This window comes from Catellatospora sp. NPDC049609 (assembly GCF_040675365.1).
GTDB lineage: Bacteria > Actinomycetota > Actinomycetes > Mycobacteriales > Micromonosporaceae > Catellatospora.
Map to the genome: position 1 here is coordinate 1 of NZ_JBFAOU010000160.1, position 18,576 is coordinate 18,576.

An 18,576-nucleotide genomic window follows, 5' to 3' on the forward strand; every position below is an offset into this window, starting at 1 on the left:
GGTCGAGCCCGGCCGCGGGCTCGTCCAGCAGCAGCAGCTCGGGGTCGGTCAACCGGCGTTCGCTGCGCGCGGCCGCCCTGCCCGACCGCTACGTGCGGCAGCACAGCGGCCTGGCCTCGCTGGCCGACGTCACCGCCGGCAGTGCCGGCGAGGTGCGGCAGGCGGCGACGTTCACGGTGGTGGCGGGCCTGGCCGACGCGAGCTGCTTCTCGTTCGCCGGTGCGGACGGGAACTACCTGCGCCATCGCGACTACCGGATCCGCCACGAGCGCCACGACGGCTCGCAGCTGTTCCGCGCCGACGCCACGTTCTGTATCCGGCAGGGTGGGCTGCCCGGCTCGATCTACCTGGAGTCCTACAACTACCGCGACCACTACGTACACCTGCGCGGCGACGAGCTGTGGATCGACCGGTGGCGCGACGGCGGCGAGTTCCGGCAGGAGTGCTCGTTCGCGGTCACCGCCGCCTGGAGCTGACCCGGCTACGTGGTCTGTGCAGCCCGTACGTAGCTGCGGGCGGTTGTTTGCGTAGGGGTACGCAGCGCTCTACGGATTGTCGCTGCAGGCGGGTTCGACGATCGTTATGGGCATGGGTGGACCACCCAGGCGCCGCCGGAGACTCCCCAGCGGCACGTGAGCCTGACTCCGTGCCGCTGGGTGGAATCGACCCCGTCGGGGGCGCCGCAACGGTTTGCGGTACCGGCCGGTCACCACCGGCCGCGGCCAAGCGCTCGCAGGAGCGGTGTGGCAGGGGGGTGCGCCGTTATCCAGAGCTGGCGGCGTACGACCCTGAGGCGGGGGAGTGACCGATCGTCGCTCCCTCGCCACCTGCACGACCAACAGGCTCGATCCACCGTCGCCCGGCCAGTGCCAGGGCCGGCGACGGGGCCTGGGGAGGAGGTGGCCTCCGGCGCCGGCGACGGCTCCGGAGGCCGCTCAGCGCCAGCGGGTCAGCCGGGCAGGTCCAGCTCCACCCCGGCCAGCTCGGCCCGCGAGTGGACGCCCAGCTTGTGCAGCGAGCGCGCCACGTGCTGCTCGACCGTGCGCGGCGACAGGAACAGCATCTGCGCGATCTCGCGGTTGGTGCGGCCCTGCGCGGCCAGCCGCGCCACCTCGCGCTCGCGCGGGGTCAGCCCACCGCCGTATCCGGGCCGCCCGCCGCGCGGCACGACACCGTGCTCGCGCAGCGTGTGCTGGCAGCGTGCGGCGTCCCAGCCCGCGCCGAGACCGGTGTAGACGTTGCCCGCCAGGGCCAGCGCGGCCAGCGCGTCCGCGTCGCCGGGCCGCTCGGCCAGCACGGCACGGGCCCGTCCCTCCTCCGCCTGGGCCGCCTCGTACGGGCGCGGCTGCGCGTCGAACCCCTTGGCGGCGGCGGCGAAGTGCGCCGCGGCCTCGGCGTGACGTCCCTCGGCGGCCAGCAGGTGGGCGCGGCACAGCTCCAGCGCCGCCTCGGCCAGCGGGGACTCCAGCCCGCGCATGCCCTCGGCGAACTCGTCGGCCGCCTGCTGCGCCTCGCCGGGCGCACCGGCCTGGGCGAGCACCTGCACGGCGTACGGCGCGAGCTCGGCGGCCCAGTTCCACACGCCCTTGGCGCGCACCCGGGCCAGCGCCTGCCGGGCCACGTCGGCCGCCGCCTCGTCGACCTGCCCCCGCGCGGTCAGCACCCGCAGGTACGCCCCGGCCGCGGCGGCGACCACGGGCACGGTGCTGGTGCGCGGGTCGGTCAGCCCGGCGGCCTGCAGCGACTGCTCGGCGGCGTCCCAGTCGCCGCGCGCCATCGCCAGCTGTCCGATGACCAGATGCCCCTCGACCTCGGTGGTCGGCCCGTCGGGCCCGGTGAACTCGGCGGCCCGGTCGGCCAGGCCCGGCCAGCGGCCCATGGCCCAGTCCAGCCGAAGCCGGGTGCAGCGCGCCGTGGTCTGGGTGACCGACGCGCCGACCTGCTCGGCGAGCTCGGTGGCCTGGCGCAGGAAGTCCTCGGCGGCGCGATGGCGGCCCAGCAGCATCGTCGCGTCGGCGAGGTTCTGCAGGCCCCGCGCGACCTGCTGGCGTACGGCGAGCGTGGTGGCGCCCGCGCCGGACAGCCGCTGCGCCGCCGTCCACGCGGCGCCGTCGCCGAGGTTCATCAGCAGCGTCGCCCGGTTGGCCAGCACCGCCATCTTGACGGCCGGATCGTCGCAGGCGGCGGCGGCCGCCTCGGCCCGTTCCAGCCAGCTCAGGTGCTCGGCGGAGGAGAAGCCGTGCAGCACCGGCCAGGACAGCACGGCCATCGCGCGGGCGGCCAGCGCGGGCCGCTCGTGCAGCTCCTCGACCGCCTGCTCCACCTCGCCCGCGCCCTCGACGTACTCCCCGGCCTGGTTCATCAGCACCAGGCCGAGCTTGAGCCGCAGCTCGCCGCGGGCGGCGACGGGCAGCCGGTCGTCGGCCAGGATGCGGCGCAGCAGCGCGACGGTCTGGTCGGTGCGCCGGCCGACCTCGGCGGTCTGCGCGAGCCGGATGGTGAGCCGGGTGCGCGTCGGGCGGGGCACGGTCTGGTCGGCCAGCACCTCCTCCAGCTGCGCGATGGCGGCCTCGTTGTCGCCCTCGGCGATGTAGCGCTCGGCGGCCGTCTCGGCGTAGCGCATCCAGGCCTTGTGCTGGCCGGAGCGGCGGTGGTGGTGGGCCAGCCGGGCCAGCGGCGCCCCGCCTCCGGCCTGGGCCAGCGCCAGCGCGGCGCGGGCGTGCAGCTCGCGCCGCCACGGGCCGGGCAGCGCCTCGTACACCGCGCGGGCGGCCAGCGGGACGCGGTAGCCGTAGCGGCCGTCGGCGGCCTCGGTGAGCACCGCCCCGGCCAGCCCCTCCAGCAGCGCGCGGCGGCCGTCGGCGACGTCCATCCCGGACACCTCGCACAGCTGCTCCTCGGAGGACGGCTCGTCGAGCACCGCCGCGGCCTCGGCGACCCGCCGGGCGTCGGGGGACAGGGCCGCGACGCGGGCGGTGGTCAGCTCGCGCAGCCGGGCCGGCGGGGCGAAGCGCCCGGCCCCGAACCCGTCGGCGTCGTCGCCGAGCACCCGCAGCTGGTCGAGCACGTCCTCGATGACGCGCGGCACGCCGCCGGTGGCCGCGGCCAGCCGGGCGGTGAACTCGGCGGGCGGCTCCTGGCGGCGGGTCTGCCGCACGAACAGCCGCACCTCGTCGGGCCGCAGCGGCTCCAGCGACAGCGACTCCGCGCGCAGGCTCGGCGCGTACGCCGCGGACACGCCCAGCGGCAGGCCGGGCACCGGCAGCTCCTCCGGCCGGTACGACAGCACCAGGCCGGCCTCGGGCAGCGGGGCGGCCAGCAGCAGCGACAGCAGGTCGCGCGACTCGGCGTCGATCCACTGCAGATCCTCGACGACCAGCGTCACCGGCCCGAGCGAGGCGAAAAGCGCCCGGATCGCCCGCAGCGTGCGATGGCGCTCCTCGGCGGGGTCGCCCGCCGGGGGCAGGGCGGGCGGCAGCCGGTCGGCGAACTCGGGCAGCAGCGGGCGCAGCGCGCCCAGCAGGGGATTGAGCTCGGCGGCGGGCGCCAGGTGCGGCCCGGCGGCCAGCAGCAGGCCGGTCACGGCGGCCAGCGGCAGCGGCGGGCGGATCGGCGGGCAGGCGGCCGCCAGCACCGGCCCGGCCGCGCGGCGTCGCCACTCGTCGATCAGGCGGGTCTTGCCACTGCCCGCCTCACCCGCCACGAGCAGCACGGAAGGCGGATGGGCCACGGCGGTGAGGAAGCGTTGCAGAGTCTTGTTGCGCCCGACGAACGATCGGTCTGTCTGCACGTCCGTATCTTCGCCGCCGCAGGGCATGCCCGCCAAGTCGTACCGCTGTCTGGAACGGAACATGCTCGTCACGGCGTGTCGGGCGGCGCCACGCCGCACCGGCCACGGGCGGTCGGGGCGGTGACCGCGGCGCGTCGCGGATAGTGTTGCGGCCGCAGCCGGATGAAGGGGGCGCGTGATGGGCCGGGTCATCGTCATCGGCGACGTGGGCGGCTTCCCGGACCAGCTCCGCGAGGCCCTGATCGCCGCCGGGGCGCGGCGCGGGGACCTGCGGCTGCCGCCGGACCTGACCGTGGTGCAGGTCGGCGACCTGGTCGACCGCGGGCCGGACAGCTCAGGCGTGCTGCGCATCGTGCGCGACCGCCTCGACGAGCAGCCGGAGCAGTGGATCCAGCTGCTGGGCAACCACGAGGCGCAGTACGTGCCCGGCGGCGACCGCTTCTATCCGGAGCGGCTGTCCCCGGCCGACGCCGCGCTGCTGCGCACCTGGTGGGACGACGGGCGGCTGCGCGTCGCGGCCGCCGTGCGCACCGCCGACGGCGACGACTACCTGCTCAGCCACGCCGGGCTGACCCCGGCCTGCTGGCGGGAGCTGGGCGGGCCGGACACCGCAGCGGCCGCGGCGCGGCTGCTGAACGAGCGCCCCGAGCCGATGCTGTGGCGCGGGTTCCACACCGGCACCGACGGCGAGTCCGGGCCGCTGTGGGCCGAGGCCGGCTCCGAGCTGTACGCGGGCTGGCTGGCCCACTTCGCCGAGGGCGGGTTCGTGCCGTTCGGCCAGGTCCACGGCCACTCCTCGATCGTCGGCTACCGCGACCGCACCTTCCGCTGCGCCGGCCGGGTGCGCCAGCGCGCCACGGTCGACTGGGACGCCCGGCACGTGCGGGTGCGCGCGGGCGGCCGCGTCCTGATCGGCGTGGACCCCAAGCACGGCCGCCAGGGCGCGGCGACCTGGCGTCCGCTCGCGCTGGACGGCGCGACCGTGCTGTCCGCCGCGCCCGAGCCGGTCCTCGCCTCCGTCGGCGCGTCCGGACCGGGCGAGACCGGGTCGGGGGCGCCCGGCGCGGCATCGCCCGCCCGCCGCGGGGCGGGCCACGATGCAGCGGGCCACGCCGCAACGGGTGCCGACGGTGCGCGGTCGCGCGGCGAGCGGGCCGGGCGCGCGTACGACATCGTGCTGTTCGGGGCGACCGGGTTCACCGGCGGGCTGACCGCCGAGTATCTCGCGGGGCACGCCCCGCCGGGTCTGCGCTGGGCGCTCGCCGGGCGCGACCGGGCCCGGCTGGCGGCGGTGCGCGACCGGCTGGCCGCGATCGACCCGGCCTGCGCGGACCTGTCGCTGCTGCACGCCGACTCCGGCGACGCGGCCTCGCTGCGGGCGCTGGCCGAAGCCGCCCGCGTCGTGATCAGCACCGTGGGCCCGTACGTGCTGCACGGCGAGCCGCTGGTCGCGGCCTGTGCGGGCGCGGGCACGGACTATGTGGACCTGACCGGCGAGCCGGAGTTCGTCGACCTGATGTACGTCCGGCACCACGCCGAGGCGGTGCGCACCGGGGCCCGCCTGGTGCACGCCTGCGGCTTCGACTCGGTGCCGCACGACCTGGGCGTGTACCTCACGGTCGGGCAGCTCCCGCCGGACGTGCCGATCACCGTGCACGGCTTTGTGCGCGCGGGCGGCGCGGTCTCCGGCGGCACGCTGGCCTCGGCGCTGCTGGCGTTCTCGCGGCGGCGCGAGACGGCGTGGGCGGGCCGCGAGCGGCGGATGGCCGAGCCGCGCCCGGACGGCAGGCGGATCCGCACGCCGCTGGGCCGGTTGCGGCGCTCCGCCGACGCGGGCGGCTGGGCGGTGCCGCTGCCCACCGTCGATCCGCAGATCGTCGGCAGGTCGGCGGCGGCACTCGACCGGTACGGCCCGGACTTCACCTACACCCACAGCGCCGGGGTGAAGCGGCTCCCGGTCGCGCTGGCCGGGTTGGCCGGTGCGGCGGTGGTGTTCGTGCTGGCCCAGCTCGGCCCGGTGCGGCGGTGGCTGATGCGCCGGCTGCCCGGCGGGCAGGGGCCGAGCGAGCAGCGGCGGGCGCGGAGCTGGTTCCGGGCCCGGTTCGTGGGGGAGGGCGGCGGGCGCCGGGTGGTGACCGAGGTGTCCGGCGGGGATCCGGGTTACGGCGAGACGGCGAAGATGCTGGCGGAGTCGGCGCTGTGCCTGGCGCTGGACCGGTTGCCGGAGACCGCCGGGCAGGTGACCACCGCGGTGGCGATGGGCGACGCGCTCGTCGCGCGCCTGGTCGCGGCCGGTCTGCGGTGCGAGACCACGGAGCAGCATCGGTGAGACGGCGCGCCGGGCGCCGGCGGGGTGCACGTCGGCCCGGCTGGTGAATCGGTTCAGTCGAATCTTCACCAAGCGGGTAGGCGTACGCGGCAGATGCGCCTTAACCGGTTGCGCGCATCGGTGCATCAACCTATGCTGATGCCGACGCTTGTAGGGAGCCGTCGGGCTGCGTCATTCCGTTCCTCGTGTCCGTCCCCCGTTCCGGCCAGGCCGACGGGGCCCGCTCCCTTCCGAGGTGAACATGAAACGCAAGATCGCGCTGGCGGCTGCGTCCGTGCTGGCACTCGCCGCGTCCATCGTGGCCTTCAGCCAGCCCGCCCAGGCCGCCACCGGCATCCGCGTCAGCAACGGCAAGCTCGTCGAGGCCAACGGCACGGCGCTCAAGCTGCGCGGCATCAACCACCCGCACGCCTGGTACGCCACCCAGACCAGCTCGTTCGCCAACATCAAGGCGGCCGGGGCGAACTCGGTCCGGGTCGTGCTGTCGGGTGGCCGGTGGACCACGAACACCGCCGCCGACGTCGCCAATGTCATCTCGCTGTGCAAGACCAACAAGCTGATCTGCGTGCTGGAGAACCACGACACCACCGGCTTCGGCGAGCAGAGCGGCGCGGTCAGCCTCGACGCGGCGGTGAACTACTGGATCAGCATCCAGTCCGCGCTGACCGGCCAGGAGAACTACGTCATCCTGAACATCGGCAACGAGCCGATCGGCAACAACGCGGTCACCCCGAACTGGACCGACGCGACCAAGAGCGCGATCCAGCGGCTGCGCAACGCCGGGTTCCAGCACACCATCATGGTGGACGCGCCCAACTGGGGCCAGGACTGGTCGTTCACCATGCGCGACAACGCGCCGAGCGTGCTGGCGGCCGACACCACCGGCAACACCATCTTCAGCGTGCACATGTACGGCGTGTTCGACACCGCCGCCGAGGTGAACGCGTACGTCGACTCGTTCACCAGCCGCAACCTGGCGCTGTGCGTGTGCGAGTTCGGGGACAACCACTCCGACGGCAACCCCGACGAGGACACCATCATGGCCAAGACCCAGACCGCCGGCATCGGCAACATGGGCTGGTCGTGGAGCGGCAACGGCGGCGGCGTCGAGTACCTCGACATGGTGACGAGCTTCAACCCGGCCCAGCGCAGCACCTGGGGCAACCGCTACATCACCGGCGCCAACGGCCTGTCCACCACCTCCACCCAGGCCACCATCTACAACGGCGGCACCGGCGACACCCAGGCGCCGACCACGCCGGGCACGCCGAGCGCGTCCAACGTGACCTCGTCGTCGCTGTCGCTGTCGTGGACGGCGTCGACCGACAACGTGGGGGTGACCGGCTACGACGTGGTCCGCGTCTCGGGTTCGACGGAGACCGTGCTGGCCAGCCCGAGCAGCAACGCCGCGTCGCTGACCGGCCTCTCCTCGGGCACGCAGTACACCCTGGCCGTGTACGCCAAGGACGCCGCGGGCAACCGCTCGACCCGCTCGAACACCGTCAACGTGACCACGTCGGGCGGCGGCGGTGACACCCAGGCGCCGACCACGCCCGGGACCCCGAGCGCGTCCAACGTGACGTCGTCGTCGCTGTCGCTGTCCTGGACGGCGTCGACCGACAACGTGGGGGTGACCGGCTACGACGTGGTCCGCGTGTCGGGCTCGACGGAGACCGTGCTGGCCAGCCCGAGCAGCAACGCCGCGTCGCTGACCGGCCTGTCCGCGAGCACGCAGTACACCCTGGCCGTGTACGCCAAGGACGCGGCGGGCAACCGCTCGTCCCGCTCCAGCACGGTGAACGTGACGACGCAGTCCGGCGGCGGCACGGGCGGCTGCACGGCGACGTACGCCGTCACCAACCAGTGGCCGGGCGGCTTCCAGGCCGGGGTGATCGTCACCAACGGCAGCACCGCCAGCGCCAGCTGGACCGTGACCTGGACGTTCGCCAACGGGCAGACGATCACCCAGCTCTGGAACGCCCAGGACACCGCGAGCGGCGCGAGCCACACCGTGCGCAACCTGTCCTACAACGGCAACCTGGGCCCGAACGCGAGCACCTCGTTCGGGTTCACCGGGACGTGGAACAACTCGACCAACGCGGTGCCGGCGCTGACCTGTACCCGCAGCTGACGCAGCACTGCCCCGACGGCTCCGCCCGGAAACCGCGCACTGCGGTTCCGGGCGGAGCTGTTCAGTTCCCGACTATTACCATCTCCACGCGTATTGGGGAAATTAGGGCTTATTTGGAGGCATCAGCGTGTAAAGGCGTGATTTCTCATTCCGGGTAGTTAGCCTGGCGCACTGTCAGCGACACCACACGAGCTGGAGGGCATTCACGCTATGGGTCATCGGAGATCGCTGCCCGTCAGTGCGGCGCTGATGTCAGGAATCCTCACGATGGCGTTCCCGGGAGCGGCCGCGGAAGCCGCGCCGCCCAACGCGCCCGTCATCACCGAGCCCGGCGCGGACAACGCCATGGTCAGCGCCGCCGACGTGCACATGGAGTCGGCGCCGTTCGGCGACCCCGACGGCGACCAGCACCTGTGCAGCGAGTGGGAGATCACGACAGGCGGCGAGCGCGTCTGGGCCAGCGGCTGCACCGGCGGCGTGCTGCGCTACCACATCCACCTCGGCGACGGCGTGTTCGAGGGCTCGCACGCCGGGCGCAAGGACCTGGTCCCGGACAAGGACTACGAGCTGCGGGTGCGCTTCCGCGACAACAGCGGCGACGCCGACGACGAGTGGAGCGCCTGGTCGGAGCGGCCGTTCCGCACCCTGAAGGAGCAGAAGCCGCTGCCCGACGCTCCGCAGTGGGTGGTCAAGCAGGACGGTTACAAGGTCGAGGAGGTGGCCGGCGGCTTCCAGCTCCCGGTCAACATCGCCATGGTGCCCGGCCACGTCGCCGACCCGGCCAAGCCGATGTTCTACGTCACCGAGCTGTACGGCAAGATCAAGGTCGTCAAGGCCGACTACTCGGTCAGCACCTACGCCGACGACCTGCTCAACTACGACCCGTCCACGGTCTTCCCCGGCAGCGGCGAGATGGGCCTGGCCGGCCTGGTGATCGACCCGGCCTCCGGCGACCTGTTCGCGTCCATGGTCTACAAGGACGGCTCGGACTACTACCCGAAGGTCGTCCGCTTCCACAGCACCGACGGCGGCAAGACCGCCTCGTCGAAGAAGACCATCCTCGACCTCGACGACGAGCCGCAGAGCGCCTCGCACCAGATCTCCAACCTGAGCATCGGCCCCGACGGCAAGCTCTACGTGCACCTGGGCGACGGCTTCGAGCCCGGCACCGCGCGGGACAAGGACTCCGCCCGGGGCAAGGTGCTGCGGCTGAACCTGGACGGGACGGTGCCCAGCGACAACCCGTTCTACGACTCCGGCGACGGCATCAGCGCCAAGGACATGATCTTCGCGTACGGCCTGCGCAACCCGTTCGGCGGCGCCTGGCGCGCCGCCGACGGCCAGCACTACTCGGTGGAGAACGGCCCCGGCGCCAACGACCGGCTCGCCCGCATCACCAAGGGCACCGACTACGAGTGGGACGGCGACGTCGGCGACATGCGCAAGAAGGCGCTCTACTACTGGGAGCGCACGCACGCGCCGGTGAACATCGCGTTCACCGAGCAGAGCGACCACCACGCGGGCGGCTTCCCCGAGGACAAGTGGGGCCACGCGTTCGTCTCCGAGAGCGGCCCGACCTACGCCACCGGCCCGCAGGAGAAGGGCAAGCGGATCGTCGAGTTCTCGTTCAACGGCGACGGCTCGGTGGCGGCCCCGAAGACGCTGGTCGAGTACAACGGCGGCGGTAAGACCACGGTCGCGGGCCTGGCCGTGGGCCAGGACGGCCTCTACTTCACCGGCCTGTACCCGGACTCCGGCGCCGATCCGACCAAGGCTGGCGCCAAGATCTACCGCGTGCGGTACGCGCCGCAGCAGGACGCCTCGCCGGTGACGCTCTACGGCGACCGCGACTTCAAGGGCTCGTTCCAGGCGCTCGGCGCGGGCGTGCACGACGGCAGCAAGGGCGGGCTCGGCTCGGTCGGCAACGACAAGATGAGCTCGCTGAAGGTCGGCCCCGGCTACCGCGTGGTGGTCTGCCAGGACGACAGCGCCGCCGGGCGCACCAACGCGCTCAACCTGGGCCTGTGCCGCTACTACGGCCCCGGCCAGCACCAGTACGTCGGCGCGGACCTCAACGACAAGGCCTCGCTGGTCGCGGTCATGTCGACGGCGGCCCGCAACGGCACCGGCGCCACCGCGTACACCGGCACCGGCTTCGGCGGCGACGAGCAGCCGATGGGCGTCGGCGGGTACGAGGTCAGCGCGGGCGAGCTGCCCGATGTCGAGACCTCGACCAGCTCGCTGAAGGTCGACCCGGGCCACCAGGCGGTGGTCTGCCAGCAGGACCGCGAGGCCGGGGTGAACAGCGGCCAGGTCGGGCCGTGCCGGTTCTACGACGCGGGCGACCACACCACGCTGGGCGACAACTTCGACGACAGCATCCGGCTGATCGCGGTCGGCGGCCCGGCGGTGACCATGTTCAGCGAGGCCGGGCTCAAGGGCAACGCCCAGCGCTACACGCCCGGCATCCACGAGGCGGTCCGCGGCCAGTTCAGCGTGGTGGGCAACGACGCGATCACCTCGTTCCGGGTGGAGCCCGGCTACCGGGTGCTGGTCTGCAACAACGACAGCAAGTTCGCCAAGAACAAGGGCGACGTCGGCCCGTGCCGGCAGTACCCGGAGGGCGTGCACAACCTGCAGGGCACGCCCATGGACAACATCGCGTCCCTGATCACGGTGCTGGCCGGCCCGAGCAACGGCGCGCGGATGACCGTCTACCGCGACCGCGACTTCAAGGGCGTGTCCAACAAGTACGGCATCGGCGTCTACGGCGCGGCCGAGCTCGGCCCGGTCGGCAACGACAAGATCAGCTCGCTGAAGGTGGCCGCCGACCACCGGGCCGTGGTGTGCCGCCACGACCACGTCAAGGCCGACGTCAACGTCAGCCCGTGCCGCTACTACGCGGCCGGCGACCACAAGTACGTCGGCGCCGACCTCAACGACGACATCTCCCTGGTGGCCGTCGCCAAGTAGGGGATCACGATCACGCGAGGCCCATCTCCCCGGGCACCGCGAGCAGCCCCTGGGCCAGCTCCTGGACCAGGGGCTGCTGCCTGCCCTGCCGGGTGACCAGGCTGATGTAGCGGCTCGGCGCGGGCGCGCGCAGGGCCAGCACGGACACCCCGGCGGGCGGCCCGGTCAGCGACACCGACGGGATCAGGCCGATGCCGACCCCGGCCGCGATCAGCGACACCGCGAAGCCGTAGTCGGTGGTGCGGCACGACACGTTGACCTCGAACCCGGCGATGGCCGCGTACCCGTCGAGCAGCTCGCCGACCGGCACGCAGCCCTGCACCCAGCGCTCGCCCGACAGGTCGGCCAGGTCCACCTCGCCGCGCCCGGCCAGCGGGTGGGCGGCCGGGACCACGATCCGCATCGGATCGTCGAGCAGCGGCGTCAGGGCCAGGCCGGACCGGTCGCCCGGCCGCACCGGCGGCGGGCCGTCGAAGTGGTACACCAGCGCGAGGTCGGCGCGGCCCTCGCGGACCAGGGTCAGGCTCTCCTCGGTCTCGGCCTCCAGCACGGTGATCTCGGCGCGCGGGTGCGCGGCGGAGAACCCGGTCAGCGCCGCGGGCAGCAGCAGCTGGCCGCCGCTGATGAAGGTGGCGACGGTGAGCCGCTCGGCGTCGCCCTGCGCCAGCCTGCTGATCCGCTCCTGCGCGTGCAGCAGCTCGGCCAGCACCACGCCGGCCGACTCCACCAGCACCCGGCCCGGCCCGGTCAGCGTGGTGCCGCGGGTGGTGCGCTCGACCACGGGCGTGCCGAGGCTGCGCTCCAGCGCGGCGATCTGCTGGGACACCGCCGACGGGGTGAGCAGCAGCGCCGCCGCCGCGCCGCTGAAGCTGCCGTGCTCGGCCACCTCGCGCAGGATGCGCAGCCGCTGTACGTCGATCATCAGGACCTCTCGGCTGTTAGAAGAACTGCAAGCCGCGTTAGCAAGTCATCACTACCGCTAACAAGCCTACCGCGCGAGGCTGTGTCCATGAAGCGTCAAGCCTGGCTCCTGCTGGCCGCGATGTCCGTGCTCTGGGGCATCCCGTACCTGTTCATCAAGATCGCCCTGACTGAGCTGTCGCCGCCGATGGTCGTGCTCGGACGGACCCTGATCGCGGCGGTGGTGCTGCTCCCGCTGGCGTACGGCAAGGGCGCGCTGGGCGCGCTGCGCGGCAGGTGGGCCGCGGTCGGGGCGCTGTCGGTCAGCCACGTGGTGGCCCCGCAGCTGCTCATCACGTACGGCGAGGTCCACATCAGCTCGTCGCTGACCGCGCTGCTGCTGGCCGCCCAGCCGCTGGTCATCGTGCTGCTCGCGCTGCGCTTCGACCCCACCGAGCGGGCCGGGTCCCGCAAGCTGCTCGGCCTGCTGGTCGGCCTGGTCGGGGTGGCCGCGGTGGTCGGGTTCGACCTCGGCGGCGGCGACCGCCTGGAGCTGCTCGGCGCAGGCCTGGTCCTGCTGGCCGGCGTCGCGTACGCCGGAGCCACCACGCTGGTGAAGAAGAAGCTCGCCGACGTGCCGCCGCTGGGCGTGGTCGCCGGCACCACCGGCATCGCCAGCGTGCTGCTGCTGCCCGCGGGCCTGCTCACCGCACCCGCCGCGCTGCCCGGCCCGGACGTCGCCGCGGCCGTGCTGGCGCTCGGCCTGCTCTGCACCGCGCTGGCCTTCATGGTCTACTACCGCCTGATCGCGCTGGCCGGAGCGGCCTCGGCCTCGCTGGTCTCCTACACCAGCCCTGCCGTCTCCGTCCTGCTCGGCGCGACCCTGCTCGCCGAGCCCCTGACCCCCGCCACCGTCCTCGGCTTCGCCCTCATCCTCCTCGGCTCCTGGCTCGCCACCCGCAAACCCACCCCCACCCGGCCCACCCCGGCCACCCGCACCACCCCACCCACCCCGGCCCCCGCCCTGGCAGGTCGATCATGAACCAATGGCACGGGTGAGCGGCGTGTCGCGTCCACAGCCTCCTGATCGACTTCCACCTGCCGCGCCAGGCCGGCGGGATCGATCAGGGGGCTGTGGTGTGGTCGGGTGAAGCGAGCCGTGGTGAATCCGCGCCGCCGGATACGGGTCCGGCGGATGCGAGCGACCGGATCGCCTGCCCCGGTCACTCGCGAAGGTCAGTTCGATCATCGTAGACTTACCCATGGTCAGGCGTTGCGGGTGATGATTTACCGACGGTAGGTGGCGGTTCGGTGACGAGAGAGCGGATCCTGGCGGTCGCGGCAGCCCTCTTCGCCGAGCGGGGATACCGGGCGACCTCCATGCAGGAGATCGCCGACCGCGTCGGTATCACCAAGGCGGCGCTCTACTACCATTTCGCCGCCAAGGAGGACGTGCTCCACGAGCTGACCGGCCCGGTGCTGGACGATCTCGAAAACGCCCTGAACGAGGCCGAGGCCGGCGGCGATCCCGAGGCGGTGCGCTGGCGGGCGATCGAGGCGTTCGTCGACGTGCATCTACGCCACCGTGACACGCTGCTCATGCTGGTCCGGGACATGACGCTGCTCGTGCAGGCGCCGGTCGCGGACCGCTTCAAGGCCGCGATCGCGCTGGCCAACACGCTCGTGAGCGGCCCGCATCCCGGGCTGGCCCAGCGCGTACGCGCGGCTCAGGTGGTTGCCGGGCTGGCGGATCCGGTGGTGATGTTCCGGGACGTGCCGACCGCCCGGCTTCGGCGGCTGATCCTCGACGGCGCCCGCACGCTCCTGACGGCCGGCGTCCCGACGGCCGGCGGCCCGCCGCCACGCGGCGAAGGCCCTGTCGCCGGAGAGCGTGCCCGTCCCCGTACGGGCGGGCGCCCCGCGGCGCTGACCGCGGAGGACGCGCGAGAGATCCGCCGCCTGCGTGAGACCGGCGAACTCGGCATCGACGAGCTGGCCGAGCGGTACGGAGTCTCCCGGGCCACCGTCTACCGGAGTCTCAAAACAGAGTGACGTTTTGCGAGATGGGCGACAGGTTTTGAGACAGTGTGACGCCGGTGCGACACCCGGCACGGCCACGGTCGGCAAGCCACGGGAGCCGCGGTCCCGCAAGCGTTGAAGGAGGGTCATGTTGTACGGCCGGGCGGTCGAGCAGTCCGTCATCGACCAGATGCTGCACGCCATGCACGACAACCGGGCGGGCTCTCTCGTCGTCCGCGGCGAGGCAGGCATCGGCAAGTCGGCGTTGCTGGACTATGCCGCCGCGGTCCCGCACACCCGGGTGCTTCGGGTCACCGGAGTGGAGTCCGAGGCGGAGCTGCCGTTCGCCGCACTGCACATGCTGCTGCGTCCGGTGCTCGACCGGACGGAGGCCATACCTCGGCAGCAGGCCGAGGCACTGCACAGCGCGTTGGGCATGGGCGGCGCCGAGCGCGGTGACCGCTTCCTCGTCGGACTGGCCACGCTCAACCTGCTGGTGGAGCTGTCGGCGCAGCAGCCCCTGGTCTGCCTGTTCGATGACGCACATTGGCTGGACGGCGAGTCGGCCGACGCGCTGCTGTTCGCGGCGCGCCGGCTTCATGCCGAGCCCGTCGCCGTGCTGTTCGCCGCGCGCACCGGAGCGTCCTTCCCGGCGACCGGCCTGCCCGAGCTCCAGCTGGGCGGGCTGGATGTCACAGCCGCCCGGCAGCTGCTGGCCGACCGCACCGGAGCCCTGCCGCCGGCGGTTCGCGACCATCTCGTCGCCGAGGCGCACGGCAATCCGCTCGCGCTCATCGAGCTTCCGCGCATGCTCACGGCCGAACAGCGGGCGGGGGTGCTGGGCCCCGTCTCCTACGCTCCGGGGCACCGCGAGCCGGTAGCCGATCGGGTGCTCGCCGGCTTCCGCGACCGGGTCGTCGCGTTGTCCGAACGCACCCGCTCATGGCTGCTCGTGACGGCCCTCGACGACTGCGGCGAGCTCGGCGTGCTCATCGAGGCGGCGAGCCGGCTCGGCGCCACGCTCGCCGATGCCGCCGCGGCCGAGCGGGCGGGCCTCATCCGTGTCACGGCTGAGGGCGTCTCCTTCCACCATCCCCTGGTCCGGGCGGCGGTGCTGCAGGTGTGCGACATCGCCGCTCGGATGGCCGCCCATCACGCGCTCGCCGGGACGGTCGACGCCGACCGGCGGGCCTGGCATCTTGCCGCTGTCACCATGGCGCCGGACGAGCAGGTGGCCATGGAGCTGGAGCGGCTGGCCCTGCGGGGGCAGCAGCGAGGGGGCCAGGCGGCGGTGTCGGCCGCCTACGCCCGAGCGGCCGAGCTGTCGCCGAACCGGTCCCAGGCCGTCCGGCGGTATGCCGCTGCCGCACGCCGCGCCGCGGAGGCCGGCCTGTGGCAGCGGGCCGCGGCACTGGTCACCCGGGCCGGTGCCGAAACGACCGCGGAACCGCTGGACGTGACCGTCGTGGCCGAGCTCGCCGAGGTGCGCGCCCGGCTGATCTTCGAGGCGGGTCGCCCGCTGGAGGCCGCGCAGGTGCTCCTGGACGGGCTGCCGGCCGGTGGCGACCATCCCGGCAAGGTGTCGCTGCTCGGTCTCGCGGCCTACTACACCTGGACCAGCACCGTGCATCCCGACCAGGTCGAGCTGATCCGGCGCGTCGAGGCCATGACCCCGCCGGGATGCGCGGTCGAGGCGATCAACCGCGACTTCCGCGCGGCCCTCGAAGGAGGCAGCGCGGTCACCGCGCTGGCACCGTCCCCGCCGCAGGACGCGCCGTTCGACCTGCGGATGGTCGTCGCCTTCCAGGCCCTCGCCCGGGCCGACCGGCACCGGATGACCGCCGACGCCGAAGCGCTGGTCGAGGAGTGCCGCGCGGAGGGCCGCCTGGGCCGGTTGCCGCAGGCGACAGTGGTCCTGACGATCGCCCGGCTGCTCGACGGCCGGCATCCCGCCGCGCGGGCGACCGCCGCCGAAGGGCTGGCTCTCGCCGCTGACATGGACCAGCCCGTGTGGCGCGGCTACCTGGCCGGTGTGCACGCCTGGCTGTCGGCGGTCGCCGGCGACGAGCAGTCGTACGCGGCCTTCGCGGCCGAGGCGCAGCAGCGCGTCGACGCCCTGGTGTGGATGCCGGGCCGCTGCTGGGCCGAGTACGCCGGCGCGCTGCTCCACCTCGGGCTGGGCCGCTACGAGGCGGTGCTCGACCGGCTCGACCTGGTGGCGCGAGGTCCGTCACGGCACGCGTTCATCTGGCGCTATGCCTGGCCCGACTACATCGAGGCCGCCGTCCGGACAGGCGAGCCGCGGCGCGCGGAGGGGCTGCTCTCCCAGTACGCCGACTGGGCGCAGGCCACCGGTCGGGCGGGGACGCTCGCCGTCCTGCACCGGTTGCGGGCGCTGACGGCCGACGACGCGGCCGGACCGCTTTTCGAACGGGCTCTTGAGCTGCACTCTCAGCATGAGCAGCCGTTCGACCTGGCCCGGACGCGGCTGGTGTACGGCGAGTGGCTGCGCCGTCGGCAGCGACGCGGTGAAGCCCGCCCGCATCTGGCGGCCGCCCGGGAGGCGTTCGACCGGCTGGGCGCCGCGCCGTGGTCGTCGCGAGCGGTGGCTGAGCTGCGGGCCGCCGGCTTCTCCGTGCCCGCAAGCGCCGGCAGCGACCCGCTGGCTGCGCTGACACCGCAGGAACTCCAGGTGATCCGGCTCGCGGTCACGGGCGCGACCAACCGCGAGATCGCCGCCCAGCTGTTCCTCAGCCCGCGTACCGTCGGCCACCACCTGTACAAGGCCTTCCCCAAACTCGGTGTCACCTCCCGCACCGAACTGGCCAGGCTGGCGCCCATCACGTAGTCCGGGGCGGGAGGCGCGCGGTCAGGCCTCCCGCGCTTCGCTTCGCAGGGCGTGGTTCTCCTGGATGAGGAACACGATAAGAAGTCCGCTCATCAGCAGGTGGCCGCCCGCCGTGTACAGGCCCGGGAAGTAGCCGCCCTTGATGATGGGGAAGACGAAGTGCGCGATCCCGTTGAGCAGCCCGGCACCCAGGGCGTACCACCAGAGGAAGAAGTTGGCCACGCGGATGCGGTAGAGCGCGCCGGCCCCGGCGAAGAAGTACAGCGCGCCGAAGCCGAAGACGAACACCAGCAGGAACTCTCGTTCCGGCCAGTCGCGCGGAGAATCGAACAGCTCCACGATCTCGTGCGGGAAGCCTCCGGTGTACTCCTCCGCCATGTGGATGAGCTGGAACCCGACCGCGCACAGGTAGGTCGCGATCACCTTGCGGGACTTGACCGGGTGCACGTAGCTGAACGAGATCCACCCCGTCCAGCCCAGCACGCTGGCGAGGGCGAGGACGGCGGCGCCCTGCAGGGGCAGGGTGAGCAGCGCCCAGGTGGCGAAGCCCGCGGCGAGCACGGCCATGACCACCGCCGAGTACGGCTCAGGTCGATTGTTCGGGGTCGTTGATGCAGTCATGGAAGCCGACCCTAGGAAGGTCGGCGTGCCGGCCGCTTCGGCAAGGTGACTGGTGCGCGCCGGCTGCCCGCCGGCCCGGCTAGGTAATCCGACCAGAGTTCGCGCGGCAAGGTTCCGATCACGACACCGGCGGGTCCGGGTCAGCGCACCCGCCGGTAGATGATCGGCTGCGCGGCGACGCCGTTGGCCTTGAAGTTGGCCAGGACGAAGCTGCGGAACGTGGGACGCAGGAGCAGGCTGGGCAGGAAGGTCCGCAGGCTCGGCCAGCTCGCGTGGTTGATGATGCCGTACTCGGCCGGCTCTCCCGCCAGCGGCCGCATGAGGGCGGAGTTGGGCAGCGCGGTCTTGGCCTGGAACCACCCGGCGGTGTACTCCCACACCTTCAGCAGGGTCTCGGGGTCGTCGGCGTAGAAGTAGTTGAACAGGAACGCGTGATCCTCGCCGTGGTCGACGTCGCCGAGGCGGGCGGCGTTCGCGGCCACGGTCTCGTGCGTCCGGCGGGACGCGGCACGCACCGTGGCGGCCAGCTCCAGGTAGGCGCGGCTCTCCCGCAGCCGCAGCGCGGTCTGCGGGCTGTCGGTGCGGGCCAGGACGACCAGGTCGTAGCGGGCGGGGCTGATGCCGCGAGCCGCCAGCAGGCCGTCGCCTTCACCGGGTGGGCGCAGGACGGCTTGAAAGACGTCGACCTCCAGCGCCTCCAGCCGGCGGGCCTGCTCCCTGGCCTTGGCGGCGAGCGGGGAGACCGCTGAGGGCAAGGGCCCGCGCCAGGTGCCGACCTGCGCGGCAAGCAGCAGGAAGCCATCGCCGGTGGGTTTCAGGAGACGGGCCTTGACGGCGTGGCGGTCGTTCACGAGTCTCATGCCCGGAAGATCGAAAGTACGGCTTTTCGCGCGCTATTCTGCGTGACGCCTACCGCGATGGCAACTCCAGAGTCACATACGCGCAGCACATCGCGTTGCATGGGC

The 18,576-nt window shown here is 73.1% G+C and carries 11 protein-coding genes and 1 pseudogene; 8 read left to right on the forward strand and 4 right to left on the reverse strand.

Going from position 1 to position 18,576, the window contains the following annotated elements; all coding sequences use genetic code 11:
- Positions 1 to 476, forward strand: a 476-nt coding sequence (locus AB0J67_RS31330) for an AbfB domain-containing protein (protein WP_363487605.1), incomplete at its 5' end; no start/stop codon positions are given.
- Positions 477 to 949: 473 nt separating this feature from the next.
- On the opposite strand, the gene AB0J67_RS31335 is transcribed toward AB0J67_RS31330, so the two are convergent.
- Positions 950 to 3,790 (reverse strand): AAA family ATPase, encoded by a 2,841-nt coding sequence (locus tag AB0J67_RS31335; RefSeq protein ID WP_363487607.1) that lies wholly within the window; start codon positions 3,788 to 3,790, stop codon positions 950 to 952.
- Positions 3,791 to 3,968: 178 nt separating this feature from the next.
- Between AB0J67_RS31335 and AB0J67_RS31340 the strand changes: the two are divergent.
- The 4 genes and pseudogenes from AB0J67_RS31340 to AB0J67_RS31355 all read left to right on the forward strand — a co-directional run.
- Positions 3,969 to 4,394: pseudogene (locus tag AB0J67_RS31340) on the forward strand (metallophosphoesterase); the annotation flags it as partial.
- Between the two features lie 567 nt (positions 4,395 to 4,961).
- Positions 4,962 to 6,119, forward strand: coding sequence for a saccharopine dehydrogenase NADP-binding domain-containing protein (locus AB0J67_RS31345; RefSeq protein ID WP_363487625.1), 1,158 nt, complete (start codon positions 4,962 to 4,964; stop codon positions 6,117 to 6,119).
- Between the two features lie 241 nt (positions 6,120 to 6,360).
- Positions 6,361 to 8,250, forward strand: a complete 1,890-nt coding sequence (locus AB0J67_RS31350) for a cellulase family glycosylhydrolase (RefSeq protein ID WP_363487609.1) — start codon at positions 6,361 to 6,363, stop codon at positions 8,248 to 8,250.
- 267 nt (positions 8,251 to 8,517) lie between these two features.
- On the forward strand, positions 8,518 to 11,223 hold the full coding sequence (locus AB0J67_RS31355) for a PQQ-dependent sugar dehydrogenase (protein ID WP_363487611.1): 2,706 nt from the start codon (positions 8,518 to 8,520) through the stop codon (positions 11,221 to 11,223).
- 10 nt (positions 11,224 to 11,233) lie between these two features.
- Here the strand turns inward: AB0J67_RS31355 and AB0J67_RS31360 are convergent, their stop codons facing one another.
- On the reverse strand, positions 11,234 to 12,145 hold the full coding sequence (locus AB0J67_RS31360) for a LysR family transcriptional regulator (protein WP_363487613.1): 912 nt from the start codon (positions 12,143 to 12,145) through the stop codon (positions 11,234 to 11,236).
- 87 nt (positions 12,146 to 12,232) lie between these two features.
- Here AB0J67_RS31360 and AB0J67_RS31365 point away from each other — a divergent pair, with 87 nt between their 5' ends.
- The 3 genes from AB0J67_RS31365 (at position 12,233) to AB0J67_RS31375 (ending at position 16,990) form a co-directional block, all read left to right on the forward strand.
- Positions 12,233 to 13,165 carry a DMT family transporter gene (locus AB0J67_RS31365; protein WP_363487615.1) on the forward strand — a complete coding sequence of 311 codons (933 nt, stop codon included), beginning with the start codon at positions 12,233 to 12,235 and terminating at the stop codon, positions 13,163 to 13,165.
- 269 nt (positions 13,166 to 13,434) lie between these two features.
- A complete protein-coding gene (locus AB0J67_RS31370) occupies positions 13,435 to 14,175 on the forward strand; it encodes a TetR family transcriptional regulator (protein WP_363487617.1) in 741 nt (246 codons plus the stop codon).
- A gap of 115 nt (positions 14,176 to 14,290) precedes the next feature.
- A complete protein-coding gene (locus AB0J67_RS31375; RefSeq protein WP_363487619.1) occupies positions 14,291 to 16,990 on the forward strand; it encodes a LuxR family transcriptional regulator in 2,700 nt (899 codons plus the stop codon).
- 21 nt (positions 16,991 to 17,011) lie between these two features.
- Here AB0J67_RS31375 and AB0J67_RS31380 read toward each other — a convergent pair whose 3' ends face one another.
- Positions 17,012 to 17,611 carry an HXXEE domain-containing protein gene (locus tag AB0J67_RS31380; protein ID WP_363487621.1) on the reverse strand — a complete coding sequence of 200 codons (600 nt, stop codon included), beginning with the start codon at positions 17,609 to 17,611 and terminating at the stop codon, positions 17,012 to 17,014.
- Between the two features lie 140 nt (positions 17,612 to 17,751).
- Positions 17,752 to 18,471 carry a hypothetical protein gene (locus AB0J67_RS31385; RefSeq protein ID WP_363487623.1) on the reverse strand — a complete coding sequence of 240 codons (720 nt, stop codon included), beginning with the start codon at positions 18,469 to 18,471 and terminating at the stop codon, positions 17,752 to 17,754.
- Between the last annotated feature and the right edge of the window lie 105 nt (positions 18,472 to 18,576).